The organism is Serratia sp. NPDC087055 (assembly GCF_044900985.1).
GTDB lineage: Bacteria > Pseudomonadota > Gammaproteobacteria > Enterobacterales > Enterobacteriaceae > Serratia.
Genome location: NZ_JBJDOG010000001.1, coordinates 2633683 through 2656637, shown reverse-complemented (window position 1 = coordinate 2656637; position 22955 = coordinate 2633683). Strand labels below are relative to the sequence as shown.

23 protein-coding genes and 1 other RNA gene are annotated in these 22955 nt (G+C 53.5%); 13 read left to right on the top strand and 11 right to left on the bottom strand.

All coding sequences use genetic code 11. The features are described 5' to 3' along the window. The first annotated feature begins 63 nt into the window (after positions 1–63). Positions 64–888 carry an HMP-PP phosphatase gene (gene cof / locus ACI2J2_RS12635; RefSeq protein ID WP_265554571.1) on the top strand — a complete coding sequence of 275 codons (825 nt, stop codon included), beginning with the start codon at positions 64–66 and terminating at the stop codon, positions 886–888. 112 nt (positions 889–1000) lie between these two features. Here the strand turns inward: cof and ACI2J2_RS12630 are convergent, their stop codons facing one another. After that, positions 1001–2041, bottom strand: coding sequence for a PLP-dependent cysteine synthase family protein (locus ACI2J2_RS12630; protein ID WP_209636920.1), 1041 nt, complete (start codon positions 2039–2041; stop codon positions 1001–1003). A gap of 123 nt (positions 2042–2164) precedes the next feature. Between ACI2J2_RS12630 and ACI2J2_RS12625 the strand changes: the two genes are divergently transcribed. From ACI2J2_RS12625 to amtB, 5 genes are all read left to right on the top strand, one after another. After that, positions 2165–2626 (top strand): Lrp/AsnC family transcriptional regulator, encoded by a 462-nt coding sequence (locus ACI2J2_RS12625; protein WP_061806800.1) that lies wholly within the window; start codon positions 2165–2167, stop codon positions 2624–2626. A gap of 97 nt (positions 2627–2723) precedes the next feature. Then, positions 2724–4499 (top strand): SmdA family multidrug ABC transporter permease/ATP-binding protein, encoded by a 1776-nt coding sequence (locus tag ACI2J2_RS12620; protein ID WP_209636518.1) that lies wholly within the window; start codon positions 2724–2726, stop codon positions 4497–4499. After that, a complete protein-coding gene (locus tag ACI2J2_RS12615; RefSeq protein WP_209636516.1) occupies positions 4492–6270 on the top strand; it encodes a SmdB family multidrug efflux ABC transporter permease/ATP-binding protein in 1779 nt (592 codons plus the stop codon). The genes ACI2J2_RS12620 and ACI2J2_RS12615 overlap by 8 nt, the downstream gene beginning before the upstream one ends. 297 nt (positions 6271–6567) lie before the next feature. Continuing rightward, positions 6568–6906 carry a P-II family nitrogen regulator gene (gene glnK, locus ACI2J2_RS12610; protein WP_012005549.1) on the top strand — a complete coding sequence of 113 codons (339 nt, stop codon included), beginning with the start codon at positions 6568–6570 and terminating at the stop codon, positions 6904–6906. A gap of 36 nt (positions 6907–6942) precedes the next feature. Then, positions 6943–8229: an ammonium transporter AmtB gene (gene amtB / locus ACI2J2_RS12605; protein WP_209636515.1), complete on the top strand. Its 1287-nt coding sequence runs from the start codon at positions 6943–6945 to the stop codon at positions 8227–8229. Between the two features lie 93 nt (positions 8230–8322). Here the strand turns inward: amtB and tesB are convergent, their stop codons facing one another. Continuing rightward, positions 8323–9186: an acyl-CoA thioesterase II gene (gene tesB, locus ACI2J2_RS12600; protein WP_209636514.1), complete on the bottom strand. Its 864-nt coding sequence runs from the start codon at positions 9184–9186 to the stop codon at positions 8323–8325. Between the two features lie 229 nt (positions 9187–9415). Between tesB and ACI2J2_RS12595 the strand changes: the two genes are divergently transcribed. After that, entirely contained in the window at positions 9416–9907 is a 492-nt protein-coding gene (locus tag ACI2J2_RS12595) for a YbaY family lipoprotein (RefSeq protein WP_209636512.1), read from the top strand. Between the two features lie 65 nt (positions 9908–9972). Here the strand turns inward: ACI2J2_RS12595 and ACI2J2_RS12590 are convergent, their stop codons facing one another. Next, positions 9973–10287 (bottom strand): MGMT family protein, encoded by a 315-nt coding sequence (locus ACI2J2_RS12590; protein ID WP_245209923.1) that lies wholly within the window; start codon positions 10285–10287, stop codon positions 9973–9975. A gap of 155 nt (positions 10288–10442) precedes the next feature. On the opposite strand from ACI2J2_RS12590, the gene ffs reads away from it, so the two are divergent. Next, positions 10443–10539: signal recognition particle sRNA small type (ffs, locus tag ACI2J2_RS12585), an RNA gene on the top strand. Positions 10540–10662: 123 nt separating this feature from the next. Here ffs and ACI2J2_RS12580 read toward each other — a convergent pair. Both ACI2J2_RS12580 and ACI2J2_RS12575 read right to left on the bottom strand, forming a co-directional pair. Next, on the bottom strand, positions 10663–12006 hold the full coding sequence (locus tag ACI2J2_RS12580) for an NCS2 family permease (RefSeq protein WP_400768473.1): 1344 nt from the start codon (positions 12004–12006) through the stop codon (positions 10663–10665). A gap of 97 nt (positions 12007–12103) precedes the next feature. Further along, a complete protein-coding gene (locus ACI2J2_RS12575) occupies positions 12104–13891 on the bottom strand; it encodes an adenine deaminase (protein ID WP_400768471.1) in 1788 nt (595 codons plus the stop codon). Positions 13892–14029: 138 nt separating this feature from the next. Between ACI2J2_RS12575 and ACI2J2_RS12570 the strand changes: the two genes are divergently transcribed. Further along, positions 14030–14959: a LysR family transcriptional regulator gene (locus ACI2J2_RS12570; RefSeq protein ID WP_209636506.1), complete on the top strand. Its 930-nt coding sequence runs from the start codon at positions 14030–14032 to the stop codon at positions 14957–14959. Between the two features lie 79 nt (positions 14960–15038). Here the strand turns inward: ACI2J2_RS12570 and ACI2J2_RS12565 are convergent, their stop codons facing one another. The 3 genes from ACI2J2_RS12565 to ACI2J2_RS12555 all read right to left on the bottom strand — a co-directional run bounded on the left by ACI2J2_RS12565 (position 15039) and on the right by ACI2J2_RS12555 (position 16155). Then, the gene (locus ACI2J2_RS12565; RefSeq protein WP_044548719.1) at positions 15039–15242 is read right to left on the bottom strand and encodes an HHA domain-containing protein; all 204 of its coding nucleotides are present in this window, start codon (positions 15240–15242) and stop codon (positions 15039–15041) included. Between the two features lie 55 nt (positions 15243–15297). Further along, the gene (tomB, locus tag ACI2J2_RS12560; RefSeq protein ID WP_004940312.1) at positions 15298–15666 is read right to left on the bottom strand and encodes an Hha toxicity modulator TomB; all 369 of its coding nucleotides are present in this window, start codon (positions 15664–15666) and stop codon (positions 15298–15300) included. 162 nt (positions 15667–15828) lie between these two features. Further along, complete coding sequence (locus ACI2J2_RS12555; protein ID WP_265554883.1) at positions 15829–16155, bottom strand: hypothetical protein; 327 nt, start codon at positions 16153–16155, stop codon at positions 15829–15831. A gap of 291 nt (positions 16156–16446) precedes the next feature. On the opposite strand from ACI2J2_RS12555, the gene ACI2J2_RS12550 reads away from it, so the two are divergent. Genes ACI2J2_RS12550 through ACI2J2_RS12535 form a run of 4 tightly spaced genes read left to right on the top strand, consistent with a single transcriptional unit; the run spans position 16447 to position 19100 of the window. Continuing rightward, positions 16447–16632 carry a hypothetical protein gene (locus ACI2J2_RS12550; protein ID WP_209636935.1) on the top strand — a complete coding sequence of 62 codons (186 nt, stop codon included), beginning with the start codon at positions 16447–16449 and terminating at the stop codon, positions 16630–16632. Continuing rightward, complete coding sequence (locus ACI2J2_RS12545) at positions 16629–17342, top strand: metal ABC transporter ATP-binding protein (RefSeq protein ID WP_209636504.1); 714 nt, start codon at positions 16629–16631, stop codon at positions 17340–17342. The genes ACI2J2_RS12550 and ACI2J2_RS12545 overlap by 4 nt, the downstream gene beginning before the upstream one ends. Beyond that, positions 17339–18196 (top strand): metal ABC transporter permease, encoded by an 858-nt coding sequence (locus ACI2J2_RS12540; RefSeq protein ID WP_265554563.1) that lies wholly within the window; start codon positions 17339–17341, stop codon positions 18194–18196. Before ACI2J2_RS12545 ends, ACI2J2_RS12540 begins: the two co-directional genes overlap by 4 nt. A gap of 25 nt (positions 18197–18221) precedes the next feature. Beyond that, complete coding sequence (locus tag ACI2J2_RS12535; protein WP_400768445.1) at positions 18222–19100, top strand: metal ABC transporter solute-binding protein, Zn/Mn family; 879 nt, start codon at positions 18222–18224, stop codon at positions 19098–19100. Positions 19101–19209: 109 nt separating this feature from the next. Here the strand turns inward: ACI2J2_RS12535 and ykgO are convergent, their stop codons facing one another. From ykgO to sdeY, 3 genes are all read right to left on the bottom strand, one after another. Beyond that, on the bottom strand, positions 19210–19353 hold the full coding sequence (gene ykgO, locus ACI2J2_RS12530) for a type B 50S ribosomal protein L36 (protein ID WP_037425251.1): 144 nt from the start codon (positions 19351–19353) through the stop codon (positions 19210–19212). Between the two features lie 12 nt (positions 19354–19365). Next, positions 19366–19623: a type B 50S ribosomal protein L31 gene (locus ACI2J2_RS12525; RefSeq protein ID WP_037425248.1), complete on the bottom strand. Its 258-nt coding sequence runs from the start codon at positions 19621–19623 to the stop codon at positions 19366–19368. A gap of 180 nt (positions 19624–19803) precedes the next feature. Next, complete coding sequence (sdeY, locus tag ACI2J2_RS12520; protein ID WP_209636498.1) at positions 19804–22950, bottom strand: multidrug efflux RND transporter permease subunit SdeY; 3147 nt, start codon at positions 22948–22950, stop codon at positions 19804–19806. Positions 22951–22955: the final 5 nt, after the last annotated feature.

Sequence of the window (22955 nt, the reverse complement as noted above, 5' to 3'; positions counted from 1 at the left end):
ACTTCCGCAAATACCATCTCATACTGCAGGGACTGTAATCGCGTTCACATTCACGAGGTCTTTATGTATCGCCTGGCGGCTTTTGATATGGATGGCACTTTGTTGACACCGGATCACCGGGTTGGGCCGGAAACTCTGGCGGTGCTAAAGCAGCTTGTTGAGCGAGAGATGTTTGTCACTTTCGCGACAGGGCGTCACTACCTGGATGCACAGCCGATCATGGCGCAGCTGGGTCTGCAAGGGTATCTGATTACGGGCAACGGTACACGGGTCTATGATAATCAGGGGCAGCAGCTGCACGCCACCGATTTGCCTGCCGATATTGCTGAAGAGGTCTTGCATACCCATTGGTGCACCGAAGCCAGTATGCACGTATTTCGTGACGAAGGCTGGATGACGGAGTTCGCGGTGCCGGAGGCGATGCTACGGGCGCACCACTTGAGTGGTTTCCATTACCAACTTACCGAAGTGCGGCGCTTGCCGGCGTTTGGCAACAGCAAGGTCTGCTTTGTTGGGCCGCATGAAGAACTGCTGAAGCTTCAGGTACAACTGCGGCAACATTTTGCCGCCCGCGTTGATCTTTGCTTCTCCGCGTATGAATGCCTGGAGGTTTTGCCGTTGGGCTGCAATAAGGGCTCAGCGCTGGACACCTTAAGCCGTCATCTGGGGCTGAAAATGGCGGACTGCATGGCGTTTGGTGATGCGATGAACGACAAGGAGATGCTGGCGGCAGTAGGGCACGGTGTGGTGATGGGCAACGCGTTGCCACAGCTGAAGTCGTTATTGCCACAGCTACAGGTTATCGGCCACTGCGAACAGCAGGCGGTGGCTCACTATTTGCAACATTGGCTGCGTTCACCTTGCCTCACCTATTCCCCCGAATTATGAGGTTTTATTGGCGGCCGCCGGGTAAGACTTACCCGGCTTTTTTTATACCCGGCATCTTTCAAGCCGCAGCGTTGTTGGCTGCAACTCGAAAGCCATTGGGGATTATTGCTGATTACAAATCTGCCAACTGCGCCAGATAGGGGGTCAGATCGCCGATATTGTTGCTGACCCATTCTTCGTTGTAGTAGGTATCCAAATAACGTTCGCCACTGTCGCACAGTAAGGTGACGATGGAACCCTGCTCGCCGTTTTCCCGCATCTGTTTTGCCAGCTGTAATGCGCCCCAGACGTTAGTGCCGGTGGATGCGCCCACTTTGCGTCCCAGGACCGTCTCCAGCCAATGGATAGTCGCAACACTGGCGGCATCAGGCACGCGCAACATGCTATCGACCACGGAGGGGATAAATGATGGCTCGGCGCGAGGGCGGCCAATGCCTTCAATTCGGCTGCCGCAACTGCCAATCAGGGTACGGTCACGCTGGTGGAAACAATCATAGAAGACCGAGTTTTCCGGATCGACCACCATCAGGCTTGTGTCGTGCCCCTGATAGCGGATGTAGCGGCCCAGCGTTGCTGAGGTACCGCCGGTGCCGGCGCTCATGACGATGTGTTTAGGGACCGGGAAAGGTTCGCGAGCCATTTGGCGGAAAATACTGTCGGCGATGTTGTTGTTGCCACGCCAGTCGGTAGCACGTTCTGCGTAAGTGAACTGATCCATGTAGTGGCCGTTAAGCTCTTTCGCCAGTTGCTCGGAGACGGCGTAAATCTGCGCTGCATGATCGACGAAGTGACATCGGCCACCATAGAAGGCAATCTGCTCAACTTTGCGGCGCGCGGTACAGGAAGGCATCACAGCAATAAAAGGCAAGCCAATTAATCTGGCGAAGTAGGCTTCTGACACCGCTGTACTGCCGGATGATGCCTCGATTATGGTGGTGTTTTCGGTGATCCAGCCGTTGCACAGGCCGTACAGGAACAGCGAGCGCGCCAGGCGGTGCTTCAGGCTGCCGGTCGGGTGCGTACTTTCGTCTTTCAGGTACAGGCAGATACCAGGAAATTCAGGCAGGTTCAGGCGGATCAGGTGCGTGTCGGCGGAGCGTTGAAAATCCGCTTCTATTTCACCGATAGCATATTTTACCCAAGAATTTGTCATCATCTGGCCTCAGAATAGGGGAGCTTATTTACCGCATAATATAGCCCGCCGCTGAGAAAAAAGGATTGCCATTTTTCCTGTTTAATCGCCTAATGGGAGAAAATTATTCTCCTGGTTGTCGATATGTTAGATAAAACAGACCGTAAATTACTTTGCATGCTGCAGCAGGATTGCACGCAGCCGTTACAGGCACTGGCGGATGCGGTCAATCTGACGTCGACACCCTGCTGGAAAAGGCTCAAGCGGTTGGAAGAGGAGGGCTATATCCGTGGACGGGTTGCGCTACTCGATAACGAAAAGCTCGGTTTGGGTCTGACGGCATTTGTACTGATCAAAACGCAGCAGCACAGCAGCGAGTGGTATCAACAGTTTGTGCAACTGACCAAGCAGATGCCGGAGGTGCTGGCGTTTTACCGCATGGCGGGAGAATACGATTACCTGATGCAGGTAGAAGTGGCAGATATGAAGAGCTACGACAGCTTTTACAAGCGCCTGGTGAACGGTGTGCCGGGGCTGATCGACGTGACTTCCAGCTTCGCGATGGAAAAGATCAAATACACCACTGCACTGCCGGTTCCTGAGTGAAAAGTTCACCAAATCGGCGAAGTAACGGTGGTATCCTACTCTGCTGAGGCAGATCGAGAGAAAAAACGATTACATCTACATCTTGGAATAAAACTGCGTGAGACTATTTGCTCAAATCGGCTGGTATTTCCGCCGCGAGTGGCGCCGCTACTTAGGGGCGGTGGTGCTGCTGATCATCATTGCCATACTGCAATTGTTGCCGCCCAAGCTGGTGGGGATCATTGTGGATGGCATCACCGAAAAACAGATGTCCGGTGGGGTGCTGATGGCATGGCTGGGGCTAATGCTCGGCACCGCGGTGGTTGTTTACCTGTTGCGCTATGTGTGGCGGGTATTGCTGTTTGGCGCGTCCTATCAGCTCGCCGTTGAACTGCGTGAAAACTTTTATCGCCAACTTAGCCGTCAGAACCCGGCCTTCTATCTGCGTCACCGCACGGGCGATCTGATGGCGCGTGCCACCAACGACGTCGATCGGGTGGTGTTCGCTGCCGGTGAAGGTGTATTAACACTGGTGGATTCGCTGGTGATGGGGTTGGCTGTATTGGTGGTAATGAGCACCCAAATTAGCTGGCAGCTCACCCTGATATCGCTCATTCCCATGCCGATCATGGCGATCGTTATCAAGTATTATGGCGATCAGTTGCACCAACGCTTTAAATCAGCGCAGGCCGCGTTCTCCAGCCTGAACGATCAGGCGCAGGAAAGCATGACCAGTATTCGGATGATCAAGGCGTTTGGCCTGGAAGATCATCAGTCCAATCAGTTTGCTGAAGTGGCAGCCCAAACTGGCGCCAAAAATATGCATGTGGCGCGGGTGGATGCCCGTTTTGACCCGACGATTTATATCGCCATCGGTACCGCCAATCTGTTGGCGATCGGCGGCGGCAGTTGGATGGTGGTAAACGGTTCTATGACGCTGGGGCAACTGACCAGTTTCGTCATGTATCTTGGCCTGATGATTTGGCCCATGTTGGCGCTGGCCTGGATGTTTAACATTGTCGAGCGCGGCAGCGCGGCCTATAGCCGTATTCGCAGTCTGCTGGACGAAGCACCCGCGGTAACCGATGGCGAGCATAGGTTGCCAGCAGGGCGAGGCAGTCTGGCTGTCGATATCCGGGCTTTCCACTACCCGGGCAATACGCATTCGGCACTGCACAATGTGGTATTGAAACTGGAGCCAGGACAAATGCTTGGGCTGTGTGGGCCGACCGGTGCCGGTAAATCGACGTTGCTGTCGTTGATCCAGCGTCAGTTTGATATTGATGATGGCCAAATCAGCTATCAGGGGTTGCCGTTGACGCAGGTGAAGCTCGACGATTGGCGTTCACGCTTGTCTGTGGTTAGCCAGACGCCGTTCTTGTTTTCTGACAGCGTGGCAAACAACATTGCGCTGGGGAATCCGGGTGCGACGCAGGAACAAATTGAGCGAGCAGCTCGGCTTGCCAGCGTACATGAGGATATTTTGCGTCTGCCGCAGGGGTATGAAACCGAAGTGGGCGAGCGTGGCGTGATGCTGTCCGGCGGGCAGAAACAGCGTATTTCTATTGCCCGAGCCCTGTTGCTGGATGCGGAAATCCTGATCCTTGATGATGCGCTGTCGGCAGTGGATGGCCGTACTGAACATCAAATTCTGCATAACCTGCGTAGCTGGGGACAAAACCGGACGGTGATTATCAGCGCACACCGGCTCTCGGCGTTGACCGAAGCCAGTGAAATTCTGGTGATACAGCACGGTAGCGTGGCGCAACGTGGCCAGCATGCGTCGCTGGCGGCTCAACCCGGTTGGTATCGCGATATGTATCGTTATCAGCAACTGGAAGCGGCACTCGATGAGGCTCCTGAAAGCGGTGAGGAGATGTTACCCAATGAATAAGGTGCAAAAGCTGTGGCCGACGCTGAAACGGTTGCTGGCTTATGGATCGCCGTACCGGAAACCGCTGGGGTTGGCGGTGTTAATGCTGTGGGTCGCAGCAGCGGCGGAAGTCGCCGGACCCATTCTGGTCAGCTACTTTATCGATAACTATGTTGCCAAGGGCCAGCTGCCGTTGATGATCGTCTGTGGGCTGGCAGCCGCCTATATTCTGTTGGAACTGCTCGCAGCAGCGCTACACTATTTTCAGGCGTTGCTGTTCAACCAGGCGGCAGTCGGGGTGGTTCAACGCCTGCGTACGGACGTGATGGATGCCGCGTTACGCCAGCCGCTGAGTGCTTTTGATACGCAGCCGGTCGGGCAGTTAATCTCGCGGGTAACCAACGACACGGAAGTGATCAAAGATCTGTACGTGATGGTCGTGTCCACCGTATTGAAAAGTGCTGCGCTGATTGGCGCCATGCTGGTGGCGATGTTTAGCCTCGACTGGCGTATGGCACTGGTGGCGATCTGCATCTTTCCTGCGGTGTTTGTGGTGATGGGGATTTATCAATATTACAGCATACCGATTGTGCGGCGGGTACGTAGCTATCTGGCAGACATTAACGATGGCTTTAACGAAGTGATCAACGGTATGGGGGTCATTCAGCAGTTCCGTCAGCAGCTTCGCTTTGGCGAACGCATGAGCGCCGCCAGTCGTTCTCATTATACCGCCCGCATGCAAACCTTGCGGTTGGATGGTTTTCTTTTGCGTCCACTGCTCAGCCTGTTTTCGGCGCTCGTGCTGTGCGGCCTGTTGATGCTGTTCGGCTTCAGTGGTGAGGGAGCGATCGGCGTTGGGGTGTTGTATGCCTTTATCAACTATCTGGGGCGTCTGAATGAGCCGCTGATAGAGCTGACGGCGCAGCAATCTATCTTGCAGCAGGCAGTTGTCGCCGGCGAGCGTATTTTCGAATTGATGGATCGTCAGCAGCAGAGTTACGGCACGGATGAACGCCCGCTGGAAAGCGGGCGCATAGATATAGACGATCTGAGCTTTGCCTACCGTGATGACAAAAAGGTGCTGCAGCATATTTCGCTGTCGGTGCCGTCGCGTGGTTTTGTGGCGCTGGTCGGGCATACCGGCAGCGGTAAGAGTACGTTGGCCAATCTGTTAATGGGCTACTACCCCGTTAACCAGGGAGAGGTGCGTCTCGATGGGCGTCCGCTGGCCAGTCTGTCACACCGTACGTTGCGTCAGGGCGTGGCGATGGTGCAGCAGGATCCGGTAGTGATTGCCGAGTCAGTGCTGGCTAACGTTACCCTGGGGCGCAATATCAGTGAGGAAGCCGTCTGGCAAGCGCTGGAAAGGGTTCAACTGGCTGAGCTGGTGCGCGGCTTCCCGCAGGGTATTCATACGCGCCTGGGTGAGCAAGGTAACAATCTTTCTGTGGGCCAGAAACAGCTGCTGGCGATGGCCAGGGTGTTGGTGCAGGCACCGCAAATCTTGATCCTGGATGAGGCGACAGCCAACATTGATTCGGGAACGGAACAGGCGATTCAGCGCGCACTGCGCTTGATTCGCGAACATACCACGCTGGTGGTGATCGCTCATCGTCTGTCGACCATTGTGGATGCGGATACTATTCTGGTGCTGCACCGTGGTCAGGCCGTCGAGCAGGGCAATCATCAGCAACTGCTGGCGCAGCAGGGACGTTACTACCAGATGTATCAGCTGCAATTGGTGGGGGAAGAACTGGCCGCCGCTAACCGCGAAGAAACACAAACGGCGTAATGCCTGGGGCCGCTTTGGCGGCCTCTTACTTTTCCCACGCCTACGCACCACAAACAGGCATCACGGCTTTTTAAATCCCTTTCTCTGCACTTTTTCGACGCGTCACGCACCAAAATAGTGCGCAATATTTAATCAATCTTCTGTGCGCTGGCGCATTGGCGGCGACCTGCAGTGCAACGGATCGCCGTCCTGCCGGTTAATTTGCTGAATTAGCGTACAAAATCATTTGTGGCATAGCCTTTGCTTTATAAGACTCGTACCCGGGGTGAGTTTGGGCTTAATTCGTGGAGAGGCAATATGAAGCTGGTGACCGTGGTGATTAAACCATTCAAGCTGGAGGACGTGCGTGAAGCCCTATCCTCTGTAGGTATTCAGGGGCTGACCGTAAGCGAAGTGAAAGGCTTTGGTCGTCAGAAAGGGCATGCTGAGCTGTATCGCGGAGCCGAGTACAGCGTCAACTTCTTACCCAAAGTAAAAATCGACATTGCTATCGCTGACGACCAGTTAGATGAAGTGGTTGATGTCATTAGTAAAGCGGCCTACACCGGCAAAATAGGTGACGGCAAAATTTTCGTTGCCGAATTGCAACGTGTCATTCGCATTCGCACCGGCGAAACAGATGAAGCAGCACTGTAATCACAGGCTCAGTAAAGTAATGGGGATGGATTGATAATGAAAAAACTTTTATCCATGTTGGGCCTGAGTACGGTAACCATGGTTCCTTCTTTGGCCCTGGCCGCTCCGGCGGTCGCAGACAAGGCTGACAACGCCTTCATGATGATTTGCACCGCTTTGGTGCTGTTCATGACCTTGCCGGGCGTCGCGTTGTTTTACGGCGGTTTGCTGCGTTCCAAGAACGTGCTTTCCATGTTGACCCAAGTGACAGTCACCTTCGCATTGGTGTGCGTGTTATGGGTGCTTTATGGCTACAGTCTGGCTTTCAGCGAAGGCAATGCGTTCTTCGGTGGCTTCCAGACGGCGATGCTGAAGGGCATTGGCATCGACAGCGTTACCGGCACCTTTAACCAAATGATCCACGTGGCATTCCAGTGCTCATTTGCCTGTATTACCGTTGCGCTGGTTGTGGGGGGCTTTGCCGAACGAATCCGTTTCTCTGCGGTAGTGATCTTCGCGGCAATTTGGTTCACCATTTCTTACCTGCCAATTGCCCATATGGTGTGGGGCGGTGGTTTGCTCGCTACAGATGGTGCACTGGACTTTGCCGGTGGTACCGTCGTGCACATCAACGCGGCCAGTGCCGGCCTGATTGGCGCTTACCTGCTGGGCAAGCGCGCGGGTTTCGGTAAAGAAGCCTTCAAGCCGCACAACTTGCCAATGGTGTTTACCGGTGCGTCCATCCTGTACATCGGTTGGTTTGGCTTTAACGCCGGTTCTGCCAGCGCGGCTAACGGTGTTGCGGCCCTGGCGTTCCTGAATACCGTGGTGGCTACTGCGGGCGCGATTCTCTCATGGACCTTCGCTGAGTGGATTGTGCGTGGCAAACCTTCACTGTTGGGTGCTTGTTCCGGCATGATCGCCGGGCTGGTTGCGATAACACCGGCTGCGGGCACCGTGGGTGTTGGCGGGGCGTTGATTATCGGCCTGGTCGGCGGCATTGCCGGTCTGTGGGGTGTGGTCACGCTGAAGAAATGGCTGAAAGTTGATGATACCTGTGACGTGTTCGGCGTGCATGGCGTGTGTGGCATCGTCGGCTGTCTGCTGACAGGTGTGTTCACCTCTGCTTCGCTGGGCGGTACGGGCTACGCAGAAGGCGTTACTATGGGCCATCAGGTGTGGATCCAGTTGTTGAGTGTCGTGATAACCCTGGTCTGGTCTGGAGTGGCTGCCTTTATCGCTTTCAAAGTGGCAGGGGCTATTGTCGGTCTGCGCGTGCCGGAAGAGCAGGAGCGCGAAGGTCTGGACGTCAACAGCCATGGCGAGAGCGCCTACAACCAATAAGCCTTGAAGAAGGGCAGTGCGCTAAATAACTCGAAAAATAATGATGATGCAAAAAGGGCGATGGTGACATCGCCCTTTTTCTTTGGTGGGCGATTAGGCTTCGCGTTGGCGGATCACGCCTTCCTGAACCGTCGTCGCAACCAGCTGGCCATCACGGGTATAGAATTGGCCGCGTACAAAGCCACGGGCGCCGGAAGCAGAAGGGCTTTCCACTACGTACAGCAACCAGTCATCCATGCGGAATGGACGGTGGAACCACATTGAGTGGTCGATCGTCGCGACCTGCATGCCCGGTTCCAGGAACCCGACGCCGTGCGGCTGTAGCGCGGTTGGCAGGAAGTTGAAGTCAGACGCATAGCCGAGCAAATACTGATGGATACGCAGATCGTCCGGCATGGTGCCATTGGCGCGGAACCACACGTAGCGGTGCGGTTCTTCCACGCTGCCTTTCAATGGGTTATGGAATTTGACCGGGCGCATTTCAATCGGTTTCTGGCCGATAAACTTCTCGCGCACTTTATCCGGTAACATGTGCGACAGCTTCTGGGCAATCTCCGATTCAGACATCAATCCTTCCGGAGGCGGCACATCTGGCATGGTGTTCTGGTGCTCAAACCCTTCTTCTGGGCTTTGGAAAGAGGCCGTCATATAGAAGATCGGTTTGCCGTGCTGGATAGCGCTGACGCGGCGGGCGCTAAAGCTGTTGCCGTCACGCAGGATTTCCACGTCATAAATAATCGGCTTACTGCTGTCGCCGGGGCGCAGGAAGTAGCTGTGGAATGAATGCACACTGCGTTCAGCCGGCACGGTTTGCTTGGCAGCATACAGCGCCTGGCCAACGACTTGGCCACCGAATACCTGACGTAGTCCCAGGTCTTCGCTTTGACCACGGAACAACCCTTCTTCAATTTTCTCCAGATCCAGCAGATCAAGGAGGTTTTGCAGTGCCTGGCTCATAAAATTACTACCCTTTTATAATCATTTTGAGCAGTGTGCGGAATATCACGGCAAGACGTCAATATATTGCGTTAAAGCACAGGGAAAATGGACTGAATACTGAGCGTTATTAGAGGGCTAAATGATTAATAGGCAGGACTAAATGGATTTTTCAGTATTTTGTGCTAAGTTTAATGAGTGCGGTGGTGAAAGCCACCAACATGTTGATAATAAAAAAGGAGACCGATCCATGAAACTCTGGCAAATCGTAGGTGGAGCAACAGCATTAACGATCGCCCTGGCGGGCTGTGCCCAAAAGAGCGCGAAAGTGCCTACACCGACCGCGGGAAACGCAGCGATTGCGCAAACGCAGATTCAGGGCCCGGCGGTGACAGGTTCGGTTAACATTCGCCAGCGCATAGCGCTGCCGCCGGATGCGGTACTGACCGTTACGCTCTCTGATGCCTCACTGGCGGATGCGCCATCTAAAGTGATCGCCCAGCGCGCCGTTCGCACCGAGGGCAAGCAGGCACCGTTTAATTTTGTACTGCCGTACAATCCGTCCGATATACAGCCTAATGCGCGCATTATCCTGAGTGCGGCAATTACGTTAAATGGTCGGATGATGTTCATTACCGACACCATTCAGGAAGTGGTGAATCGTAACGGCACCCGTGCTGACTTGGTGATGGTTCCGGTGCAGGGTATGGCCGCACAGGCTGCCCCGACAACGATGCCATAATCCGGCAAGTCTGAAGCAGTAAACGATGAACAGCCTTTGCGCTCTGGCCAAAGGCTGTTTTGTTACTACCAGCGCCAGCCGTAGACCTGCAGATCAATCGTGCTGTGTTTGCCGAAGATAATCCCCTCCTCAAGCAATGCCTGCCGCTGGCGTTGGAAATCCTCTCCCTGCTGCGATATTTGCCCGTGCCGGTTAATAACCCGGTGCCAAGGGAGGCTGCTGCCTTCAGGCAAACGTCTGAGTACGCCGCCGACTTGCCGAGCTGCGCGCGGTGAGCCGGCCAGCTGTGCGACTTCTCCATAGGTCGTGACCTTGCCATAGGGGATGGCGGCCACCACGTGGAATACGCGTTGGCTGAAGGAGGCGTCTTCTGGTTCCATAGTGTCTTCCTGCGCGAGTAAAATCCCAAGCGAAGAGTGTGCCACAGGCGAGGTGGGTAAGAAAACAGCGGTTGGCCGGGGTTGGCTTGCTATTTGGCGGGGCATAGCCGATAATGCCCACCGCTTCAGAGTACAGAAGCCGTCAATGGGGGCCCTGTTGGTTCTCCCGCAACACTAACTTGTGAACTCGGTCAGATCCGGAAGGAAGCAGCCGTAGCAGGTGACGTGTGTGCCGGGATGTAGCTGGCAGGGCCTCCACCAATTTCAGCGTCACGCCAGCCTCTTTAACCTTCATCCCGCTCGTTTGCCATTGCCAGGCTAATAATGTCGCAGCAGAAATACTGCCGGCGCCGACGGCTCGCCAGCTTTTCCACCTCAGTGCCTAACCAGCGTGGCGAAGTAGTACGCCAGTGGGATCGCCAGCAGATAAAGACCTACAGGTACTTCACGCCACTTACCGGCAATCACCTTGATAATAATATAAAACAACAACCCACCTGCGATGCCTGTGCCAAAGCTGTTGGCGATCAATGTGATCATTACCATCATCAGTACCGGCAGGCCGTCGGTAAAGTTGGTTAAGTCGACTTTGCGCAGCCCGCTGAACATATTCAGGCCGATCAAAATCAGCGCTGGTGCAGTGGCTTCTTTCGGGATCATCAGGGCAACCGGTGTGAACAGCAGCATCAGTAAAAACATCACCGCCGCCGCCAGTGCGGTTAGCCCGGTTTTTCCGCCGGCTTCAGCCGCTGCAGAGGACTCGATCAGCGCTGTGGCAGCAGGAATACCGACACAGGGACCGAGGGCTGCGGCAATAGAGTCCACCATGAATGGTCGGTTGATGTGCGGCATATTGCCGTGCTCGTCCAACAATCCGGCTTCACCCCCCACAGCCAGCGTCGTGCCCATGGTTGAGAAAAACTCCGAAGCGAAAAACACGAACAGATAGGGTAAGAAGGCAATATTCAATGCGCCGACCAGATCGACATGGCCGAGTACCGGGGCCAATGAATGCGGCATGGCCATCAGGCTGGTTGGCAAATGCGTGACGCCGAATGGGATGCCGACCAGAGTAGCGACCAGGATCGCCCAGAGAATAGCGCCGGGGATGCGGCGGGCCTGCAGAGCAATCGCCAAAAACAGGCCACACAGCGCAATCAATGCACCGGGCGCAGTGAAGTCCCCCAGCATTAGCGCGTTGGATTTTGCGTTGGCCAGTACCAGCCCGGCGTTGCGGAACCCCAGTATTGCAACAAACAGCCCGATCGAGGCCGTTAGCCCAAGCTTGATCGACTGTGGTACCGAACGGGTGACCACTTCACGTAGCCCTAGCCGGGTCAGGACAAAAAATAAAATGCCGGACCAACAAGCGATACCCAGACCAATTTGCCAACTAATGCCTTCACTGCCTGCCAATGTCACACCGACCAGCACCGAACCACCGATACCCGGCCCAACAATAAACGGCAGATTGCCGTAAAATGCCATCAGCAAGGTACCCAGCACGAACACCAGAATGGTGCCTGTGGTGACGGCGCCTTTATCCATGCCTCCGACAGCCAGTAACCCGGGGATCACGACCAGCAGATAGGCCGCAGCCAGAAAACCGGTGATCCCGGCCAGGCATTCGGTTTTGACATTACTTTGCCGCGCGTGCAGTTGAAAACGCCGCTGCAGCCAGCTCCCTGGTGTTGGAGCAGGTACTGAATTTTCTGCCATAATGGCAATCTCCCGTCGCTATACCTATCGTATTTCATGTTGAACGGCTGGCCGTAGCTCGAAATCTATAGGTTATCTGTTGTTATTATGTTTGTGTTTATGCTGGTGTTTCCCAGCAGGCGATCAGTGGATCGACAATCTGGCGCGTTGTGCCGTCAGTCAGGCCGAGATCGGTCAGGTGTGGTCCGGCGTTGCATGCCAGACAGGTGCCTTCTATTGCTTTGAAAACCCGGTAAGGCGGCTCCCAGTCAGCGATCAGTGCGCTCATGGCGCGCAGGTTTTTAAACTGTTGTGCCAATTCGCTGGCAGGTAGATCCGAAAGCATGCCGGCAATCGGCATTGCCACCTGTGCCAGGATCTTACCGTTTTGACTTAAGGCCATGCCGCCGCCCGTGGTGATGAGGGTATTGGCGGCCAGTGCCATGTCGGCAGGATCGCGGCCCAGCACCACGAGATTGTGTGAATCATGCGAATAGCTGGTGGCGATAGCGCCACGCAGTTCACCCCAACCTTCCAGTAGCGCCAGTTGTGGCGTGGCTTGGTGACGTCCATGACGATGCTGAACCCAAATCAGGCTAAAACCCTCTGGAATCTGTACGTTACCGTCACGTACTTCGACCGTTTTTTCTCCCCACTGGGTAAAACGGGCACCCTTGATGTGGCGCAGAGTCGCTTGGCCATGGCGGATCGAAGGAACCTTCAGGATGAAATCGTCTGCAACTCGCGGTTGCAGCTGCAAGGTGTTACGCGGAGCCGTGACATCCGGGTTAGCGTTGAGGGGAGCCAGCATTTTGCTGTCTTGTGCCATCAGCTTTCCTGCGACGTAAACCTGCCGGGCATTAAGGTGTTTCAGAGAATCGAATACCACCAGATCTGCGATACGGCCTGCGGCAATCAGCCCGAGATCGTTACGCTGCAAGCGGATGGCGGCATTGAGCGTAGCCATGCGTAACACATCAGTCGCCGGTAACCCTTGTTCGATCAACATATTAAGCAATGCCACGATGCCGCCTTTTTCCAACAGCATATCGGGTGGTACATCGTCGGTGCACACTGTGACTTGTGAGGACAGATGCGGGAGCGTTTTCAGTGCTGCGACGATCTCCGGCAGCAGGTAAGGGTGAGAGCCTCTTATTTCTAACGTCAGACCTGCGCGTAATTTTTCCAGCGCATCTGCCCCTGAGGTCAGTTCGTGGTCAGAAGTAACACCTGCGGCCAGGTAAGCTTGTAGTTGAGCACCGCTCAATCCACGTGCATGTCCTTCAATCAACTTGCCGCTGTTTAACCCGGCATTAAGGATCTCGAGCATACGGTCGCTGCCGTTGAGTACGCCATGCATATCCATGACTTCGGCAACGCCGCCGACCTCCGGCCATGCCAGCATGGTTTCCATCTCCTGGCCGCCAAAGTCGGCCCCGGACATTTCTAATCCTGGTGTGGAAGGTACGCTTGAGGGCGCAGCGCAAATCACCCGGAGCGGTAAGCCTCGGCTGGCATCAACGGCATAACGCACGCCAGCAACGCCGAGCACGTTGGCCAGTTCGTGCGGATCCCAGAAGATCGTTGTGGTCCCCTGGGCGACGACGATCTCAGCATAGCGTTCTGGTGGCAAGTGCGAGCTCTCAACATGCACATGGGTATCGATCAACCCAGGGCTCAGATACGCACCAGCCAAATCCTGTGTCAGCAAGGCGTCAGTCATTGTGGTGCAAGGGTGAACGCTGGCAATCAGCGAGCCAACGATGCCGACATCAACGTGGCGAACCTCACCGGTTGCCATGTCAATGAGTGCAGCGTTTGTCAGCAGTAAATCAAAAGGATGTTGGCCTAGTGCGGCTTTCACCGCACGCTGGCGTTCGCCCGTGCTGGTGCAATGAGTGGTCATGGTGATTACCCGGCATAATGACAGGGTTGTTACTCTAGGCGGGCGTACGGGCTTTGCACAGATGATTTAATTTATCGCCTGATAAGAAACGTTTATGCTGTCGCAAACGTTTACTTTGTTGGCTGACGGAAACCTGACATGTCTGAACCCTGGCGCCGGTTGCCCGCGCTTTCTCTGAAACAGATCCAATATTTCGTTACTTTGGCGAGGTTGCGGCATTTTACCGATACGGCAAACCGACTGGCTATCAGTCAGCCGGCATTGAGCAGTGCGCTGCGGCAGATAGAGTTGGTGTTAGGGGGCAAGTTGGTGAATCGCACCGCCTCGGCGGTGACCTTAACTGAACAGGGCGCGGCTATCTTGCCACATGCTGAACGGCTGCTGAATGTGGCGCAGGCCGCGTTTGACGATATGCAGCGTATTATGTTGGCAGGTGGCGACGGGACTGTGCGTATCGGGCTGGTGCCTTCAGTCAGCGGGTTATTATTTCCGGCGGTGCCGCAATTGCTGGCGACGCACTTTCCCCGTCTGCGTATCGAGTTTCATGATCAAACAAATGACTCGCTGTTATTACAGTTAGATAACGGGTTAATCGATTTTGGTATTGGTGCACTGGATAGCTCGGTGCCAGAATCGCTGGAGATATATCCGTTGCAGGAAGACCCCTTTGTGGTCGTCATGCGATGTGACGATCCTCTGGCGGAATCACATCACCTACCGTGGCGGCAATTAACCCGGCGGGATATCGCCGTTTTTTCTAAAGGGAATATCAGCAGATTGGTGTTGGCATTGGCGGAAAGCCACCGTTTGAATTTAACCGCACGTTACCAGGTGGATTTTTTAGAGACGTTATATGGTTTAGTGCGTTCAAAATTAGCCGTGGCAATTTTACCGCAACTTTACACCACGCATTTGAATGATGAAGAATTAACCGTGGTTCAGCTACAGCAGCCAATGCTCAGCCGCACCGTAGCGTTAATGCGCAGCGCACACCGAAACCATCCGGTATTAATTGATGATTGTTTCCAATTGTTATTGCAAGAATTCCAAAAGCGAATGAAAGTCTAGGAAGTCAATGAGATAAATACGCTAGCAGGGGAACATTGAAGCCGATGAATGTATCGGCTCAACGCATTTTACGCTGGGACTATCGTACGAACTTCCAAACGGCCGTTGGGATTTTATCGTACAGTTTATTCATGGTGAGCTCAGCCAGGCGATGGTCGGCTGCAGAGTAAAACAACTCAAGCTCATCATCTGAAAGCTCATATTTGTTTTTTTCAATGACGCGTTCCAGTGTGTCAATTGTGGTGCATTTACGTAAACGCATCAGATAATCAATTTTAGTCATGATAACCTTTGGTGTTATAAACCGTAGAGAAGAATAATTTGGGGATAATTATCCCCTAAGTTTTCATTGTCGTACAGATGTCCTCTCCTGAGAACATTCTGAATAATCGCGCCTTGGTTTTTTGCCAACGACGCAAATCGGAATCATTTATACCGTAACTGCTGAACAGCGTGTAGGTATCATCGAGATACTCTTCGACTAACTCCGATAAATCACTTTCGTCCATGTATTTAATTTTATAACTCATCACAAACGAAGCAATATGTTCTATCAACTCATTAAGCTGAAGGTTGACGGAAGATGTCGGATCGTTCACCCAGCCGTGATGGCTGTCGCCCAGCGTGGCAATGCCTTCATCATACAGGTTTTCGCACAAGAATTTTAGCTGAGCAATATCGTGCCTTTTAGGCGAATACTCATCCATATCATCCCCTCCGTAAGTCTTAATTTCGGTGTTGATAACACTCTGTGAGTAAGCTGATTTACATCATAGACGGAGACAGCTTAATGAAGGTGACAGAATAAACTTTCCGTATAATGAATATAAATCATTTCTTCGCATCTGGCCTGCTGTTATTACGTAAACTTACAATTCATCTGCTGTAGATGGCCGAGAGTTATCAATGATGTCAAAGATGAGTCCCTGTTCGGCAACGCGAAAAGTGACACTATCGCTGATGTATTCCTCGGCGTTGATATCCAGACAGGCATTGAAAATTGTCCATTTATAGCGGTAACTCATTGAATACTTATCGTTGCTCAGTGCTTGAATATCAAGTATCTCTAATGAACCCTCAGCATAATGCGCACTTTCTGAATAAAAACTCAAGCCGCTGGTCAATGCCGGTTCCAACTCTGACATTTTATCGAGGATCGCTTTCTTTAGTTTTTTAACAGAAAGTGCTTCCGTCATTGTTCGACAGTGGAGAATTAGATCCATTTAATGCCTGACCTTATGGCGTTCCCGTCTAATTATCTTACTCCTTTTTGGACACTTCGTCGGTAAACTTTTCGTTAACTAAAGGCTTTTTTACACTAACCCAACGTTGCTTATCAGTTAATAACCCTGACGCTACCCAGCATACCTCTAAAGAGTCGCTCTCGTTTTCGAAAAAGTGTCACATGTCGGTAGGTTACTCACTTTATTGTTACGTTCGGTTGCATTAATCACCGGGTCGGCGCTTGAGCTGTTGAAGTGTTTGTGATGTTATACTATAACAATTTAATTTCCTGTCGTCTGACCATGAAACTGACATCCACATCACACGATGACGCTACGCCGTCATTACATTCACTGTTCACGGCCTCTGCAGGGTTGCGCTGTGGCATTGCCGCATTGCTGTTGGTTTTACTCTGGCTAGGCATACTCTGGGCGGTGGCATTGCCATGATAACGTTACAAGAGGCCGTGATCGGTTACGGTGGTGCACCTCTGTTCCCACCGCTCAGTGGTCACTTTGCTACGGGGTCTCTGACCGCCGTTGTCGGGGTAAACGGGGCCGGAAAGTCCACGTTGCTGAAAACGTTGGCTGGGCTTTTGCCGCTACAGAACGGCAGTCTGTCCTTCAGCGGTCATTCATTACCGCGGATGGCGTATTTGCCGCAACAGGCTGAATTGGACCGCCAGTTTCCGATCGTGGTGAGCGATCTGGTGGCGATGGGAAGCTGGCCGCAGAGCGGCATGTTTGGTGGATTGCGCAAACGCGTTGTACTGCAAATTGCTGAAGCGTTAGAGACCGTGGGTATGACGGCGATGGCACATAGCCCGGTTGGCGAGCTTTCTGGGGGCCAACTACAGCGGGTATTGTTCGCACGTCTGCTGGTCCAGCAGGCGCCGCTGATTTTACTGGATGAACCTTTTACCGGCATCGACAGCGCAACGACGCAATTGTTGTTGCAGGTGATCGCGCAGTTGCATCAACAAGGGCGAACCGTCATTGCGGTACTGCATGACATGTCGATGGTGGCTAACCATTTCCCTCAAGCGTTGTTACTGACACCAGAATGCTGCCATTGGGGAGCCGCCGGTCGAGTGTTGGAGCATATTCCCGCGTTGAATGTCGCCAGCCCACCGGTATGTCGTATGGCGGTGGCGCAATGATGTTACTTGATTCACTTATTGATCCCTTTGCTTCATTCGGCTTTATGCGTCGTGCGTTGGTTGCCTGCTTTGCGTTGTCGCTGAGCGCCGCACCGCTAGGGGTTTTCCTGTTGCTGCGGCGCATGAGTCTGGTTGGTGATGCGTTATCTCACGCGGTGCTGCCAGGGGCCGCGATCGGCTATCTGATTTCCGGCATGTCGCTGGTCGCAATGGGCGTCGGTGGGTTTATTGCCGGGTTGGCGGTAGCGATGCTGTCCGGATTGGTCAGTCGCCGGACATTGCTGAAAGAAGATGCCAGTTTTGCAGGTTTCTATCTGGGATCTCTGGCGCTGGGGGTGACTTTAGTTTCGCTACGGGGGTCCAGCGTTGATTTACTGCACGTGTTGTTCGGTTCGATCCTGGCGGTGGACACGCATGCCATTTTAATGGTGGGGGCGATAACCAGCTTCTCTCTGCTGGTGTTAGCCGCATTGTACCGTGCGCTGGTGATTGAATCTTTTGACGCCACCTTTTTACGCGTCAGCGCACCCCGTTGGTTGGCGCTGATACACGGGATGTTTCTGGCTTTGGTGGTCATCAACCTGGTCGCCGGTTTCCAGATCCTCGGTACCCTGATGTCGGTTGGGTTGATGATGTTGCCCGCTGCCAGCGCCCGTTTTTGGGCGCGCAATCTGCCGCACATGTTGGCGGTTGCTATGGGGATCGGCATGCTTTCGAGCTTTATTGGGCTTGAATGGTCGTACTACGCGTCATTGCCCGCCGGTCCTGCAATCGTGCTGAGTGCCAGCGTAATCTTTTTTGCTTCGATTCTGTTTGGGACGCGTGGGGGAATCTACTCTCTCGCGCGCCGTTGAGAAGTGCTATGTGCAAGGAGAAAGTATGAAACGTTTACCTATATCGCTGGCAGTGGCTGCTCTGCTGTCCAGCCCATTGGCTATGGCGAAGACTGTCGACGCTGTTACCAGTTTTTCTATCCTCGGTGATATCGTCAAGCAGGTGGGGGGAGAGCATGTCAGTGTCTCTACATTGGTAGGCCCGGACGGCGACCCACACAGTTTTGAGCCGTCACCGAAAGACAGCAAGCTGCTTTCACAAGCGGATGTGGTGTTTGTCAGTGGCCTGGGGTTGGAAGGGTGGATCGATCGCCTGGTCAGCGCATCAGGGTACAAAGGGCAGGTGGTTACGGCATCGCAGGGGGTTAATTCGCGGAAGATGAATGAAGATGGTAAGGAAATCACCGATCCCCACGCCTGGAACAGTATGAAGAATGGCGTGCTGTATGCGACTAACGTGATGAATGCGCTGATTGCGGCAGACCCTGAAGATGCCAACTATTTCCGCCAGCGAGGCGCGGAGTATATCCAGCAGTTGCAAAAGATGGATCTGTGGGCAAAAACAGAATTTGCCGCGGTGCCTCAGCAAAAGCGTAAGGTGCTGACCAGTCATGATGCTTTTGGCTATTTTGGGCAAGAATATGGCGTCACCTTCCTTGCCCCGGTCGGTTTCTCTACCGAGGCAGAAGCCAGCGCCAGCGACGTGGCCGGTTTGATCAAGCAAATCAAACAAGAAAAGGTTAATGCTTACTTTATTGAAAACCAGACCGATCCACGCCTGGTGAAGCAAATTGCCGCTGCCACGGGTGCCAAAGCAGGGGGCGAACTGTATCCAGAGGCCTTATCCAACGCCAACGGGCCAGCAGCCACTTACGTGCAGGCGTTCAAGCACAATGTCGATACTCTGCTCGGCAGTATGAAATAACGGATTTGCCCTGTCTGTCAGGCAGGGCATTTTTGCTGTTTCAGCTTTCTCCATAAAAAAAGCCCCGTTGAGCAGCAACGGGGCTTTGCGACAGACAGCGGGTACTGCATTACTTACGTTTTTTCTTACGTCCCTGTACCGCTTTAAAGCGTGGGTTACTTTTACAAATCACATAGATACGACCTTTACGACGCACGACTTTGCAATCTGGATGGCGATTTTTCGCAGAACGCAACGAGCTCAAAACCTGCATATCGATTCCCTTTTACTTGCTGCCAGTAAAGAAGCGGCCAAAACGCTGCTGGAAGCGTGCGGTGCTGCCTTCTTTCGAGAACTCTTTCTGCTTGCCCGTGTAATACGGATGAGAAGCGGAAGAGATGTCGAGAGTGACGTACGGCCAGCTCTCACCTTCAAGCTCAATGGTGCGGTCGGTCTTAATCGTCGAACCCACCTTAAAGTAGGTATCGGCACTGAGGTCGTGGAACACGACGGTGCGGTAGTTTGGGTGGATGCCTGCTTTCATGATGCGCTCCAATGTAATGTTATACTATAACAATAATTATGCGCTGCACGGCATCACGGATCAAGTACAAAATGCATTTGTAGATAAATTAATGAGAGTGATTTGCATTAAGCGGATGAACCAAAAGGAAAAGGCCGCATAAGCGGCCTTTGTATTCAGAGGTAAGCACTCACCGTGTTATCAGTGATGCTCGACCGGATGGCTGTGTTCCACATCCTCAGACTTCTTGCTGAAGCGGCGACGAACCACCACGAAGAAGACCGGAACAAAGAAGATGGCCAAGACGGTTGCGGTAATCATCCCGCCCATCACGCCGGTACCTACTGCGTTCTGTGCACCGGAGCCTGCACCGCTACTGATAACCAGCGGCAGTACCCCGAGGATGAAGGCCAATGAAGTCATCAGAATTGGACGAAGACGCATACGCACCGCTTCCAACGTGGCTTCTATCAGACCTTTACCTTCTTTATCCATCAGATCCTTGGCGAATTCCACAATCAATATGGCGTTCTTCGCTGACAGACCTATAGTGGTCAACAGCCCCACCTGGAAGTACACGTCGTTGTTCAGACCGCGCATCGTCGCTGCCAACAGCGCACCGATAACCCCCAGTGGCAGAACCAGCATAACTGAGAACGGAATTGACCAGCTCTCATACAACGCTGCCAGACACAGGAACACCACCAGAATCGAGATGGCGTACAGCGCTGGGGCCTGATTACCGGACAGACGTTCCTGATAAGACATACCGGTCCAGTCGTAACCAATGCCGCTCGGCAGTTTCGAAGACAACTCTTCCATCATGTTCATTGCTTCACCGGTACTCTTACCCGGTGCAGCCTGACCCAGAATCTCCATGGAAGGCAGGCCGTTATAACGTTCCAGACGCGGGGAGCCGTATTCCCACTTCGCTGAAGCAAAGGCGGAGAACGGAACCATCTGGCCGCTGGTGCCACGAACAAACCATTTATTGATGTCTTCTGGCAACATACGGAACGGTGCGTCAGCCTGTACGTATACTTTCTTCACACGACCGCGGTCGATGAAGTCGTTAACGTACGAACCACCCAGTGCCGTTGTCAGCGTGCTGTTAATGGTGGTGATGCTGACACCCAGCGCCTTGGCTTTCTCTTGGTCGATAATCAGCTTGAACTGCGGCGTATCTTCCAGGCCGTTTGGACGCATGCCCACCAGCAAGTCGGGATGCTTGGCTGCCATGCCCAATAGCTGGTTACGTGCTTCAGTCAGTTTTTCGTGGCCCAGGCCACCCTGATCAATCAGCTGGAAGTCGAAACCGGTCGCGGTACCCAGTTCGATAATCGCTGGCAAGTTGAACGGGAATACCAAGCCGTCTTTGATTTGCGAGAACGCACCCATGGCGCGGCCTGCAATCGCGGGCACTTTATTTTGCTCACCTTTACGCTCGGACCAGTCTTTCAAACTGACGAACGACAGACCGTTGTTCTGACCATTACCGTTAAAGCCGAAGCCCGCTACGGTAAACACAGAAACCACGTTATCTTTTTCTTTGGTCAGGAAGTAGTCTGTGACTTCTTCCAGTACCTTAGAGGTACGTGCTTCGGTCGCACCCGCTGGCAACTGCACCATGGTTAACAAAATACCCTGGTCTTCTTCCGGCAGGAACGAAGACGGCAGACGCAGGAACAACAGCCCCATACCGACGACGATCAGCAGGTAGATCACCAGATAACGACCTGTGCTGCGCAGAATGCCCGCGATGCTGTCGGTGTAGTGGTGGGTGCTCTTTTCGAACATGCGGTTAAACCAACCGAAGAAGCCGGTTTTAACCCCGTGATCGCCCTTCGGCACCGGTTTGAGCATGGTGGCGCACAGCGCGGGTGTCAGGATCAACGCAACCAGGACTGACAGTGCCATCGCAGAAACGATAGTGATGGAGAACTGACGGTAAATGGCACCCGTTGAGCCGCCAAAGAATGCCATTGGTACGAATACCGCTGACAGCACCATAGCAATACCGACCAACGCGCCCTGGATCTGTTCCATCGATTTCTTGGTGGCTTCTTTCGGCGGGAGTCCCTCTTCGGACATCACACGCTCGACGTTCTCTACCACCACGATGGCGTCATCCACCAACAAGCCTATCGCTAGCACCATGCCGAACATCGTCAGGGTGTTTATCGAGAAGCCAAACGCCGCGAGAATAGCGAAGGTCCCCAGCAATACCACCGGTACCGCAATCGTTGGGATCAACGTTGCGCGGAAGTTCTGCAGGAACAAATACATCACCAGGAACACCAGGATGATGGCTTCGATCAGCGTTTTTACCACTTCGTTAATGGAGATTTTAACGAACGGGGTCGTGTCGTACGGGTAAACCACTTTCATCCCTTGAGGGAAGAAAGGTTGCATCTTGGTCAACGCGTCTTTAACCGCTTTCGCGGTGTTCAGGGCGTTGGCACCCGTGGCCAGTTTGATACCCAAGCCAGCAGCAGGTTTACCGTTGTAACGCGCCGTAACGGCATAGCTTTCCGCACCGCGTTCAATGTGCGCTACATCGCTCAAGCGAACCTGAGAACCGTCAGCATTCACCTTCAGCAGAATTTTACCGAACTCTTCTGGAGAGGTCAGACGGGTCTGCGCAATGATGGAGGCGTTAAGTTGTTGACCTGGCACCGGTGGCATCCCACCCAGCTGCCCTGCGGCGATCTGGTTGTTCTGCTCGGTGATGGCGGACGTCACATCCGTCGTGGTCAGTTGGAAATTGTTCAGCTTGTTCGGATCCAACCAGATACGCATGGCATACTGGGCACCAAACAGTTGCACTTCACCTACGCCGGATGAACGGCTGATAGGGTCTTTGATGTTAGAGGCCACATAGTCCGCGATATCGTCCTGAGTCATGCTCGGATCGTCGGAAATGAAGCCGGCAACCATCAGGAAGCTGCTGCTCGATTTTTCAACTTTCAGGCCCTGCTGCTGTACTTCTTGTGGCAGCAGCGGTGTAGCCAGTGACAGTTTGTTCTGAACCTGAACCTGTGCGATATCAGGGTCGGTGCCAGAGTTAAATGTCAATGTAATGGTGACGCTACCAGAGGAGTCACTGGTGGAGGACATGTACATCAGATTATCGATACCGTTCATATTCTGTTCGATAATCTGAGTGACGGTATCCTGAACCGTTTTTGCATCCGCGCCCGGATAGTTTGCGGAAATACTGACCGCAGGTGGTGCAATAGTTGGATACTGCGCTATAGGCAGTTTCATTATTGCAAGCACCCCCGCCAACATGACGATGATGGCGATTACCCAGGCGAAAATCGGGCGATCTATAAAGAACTTAGCCATGTCTT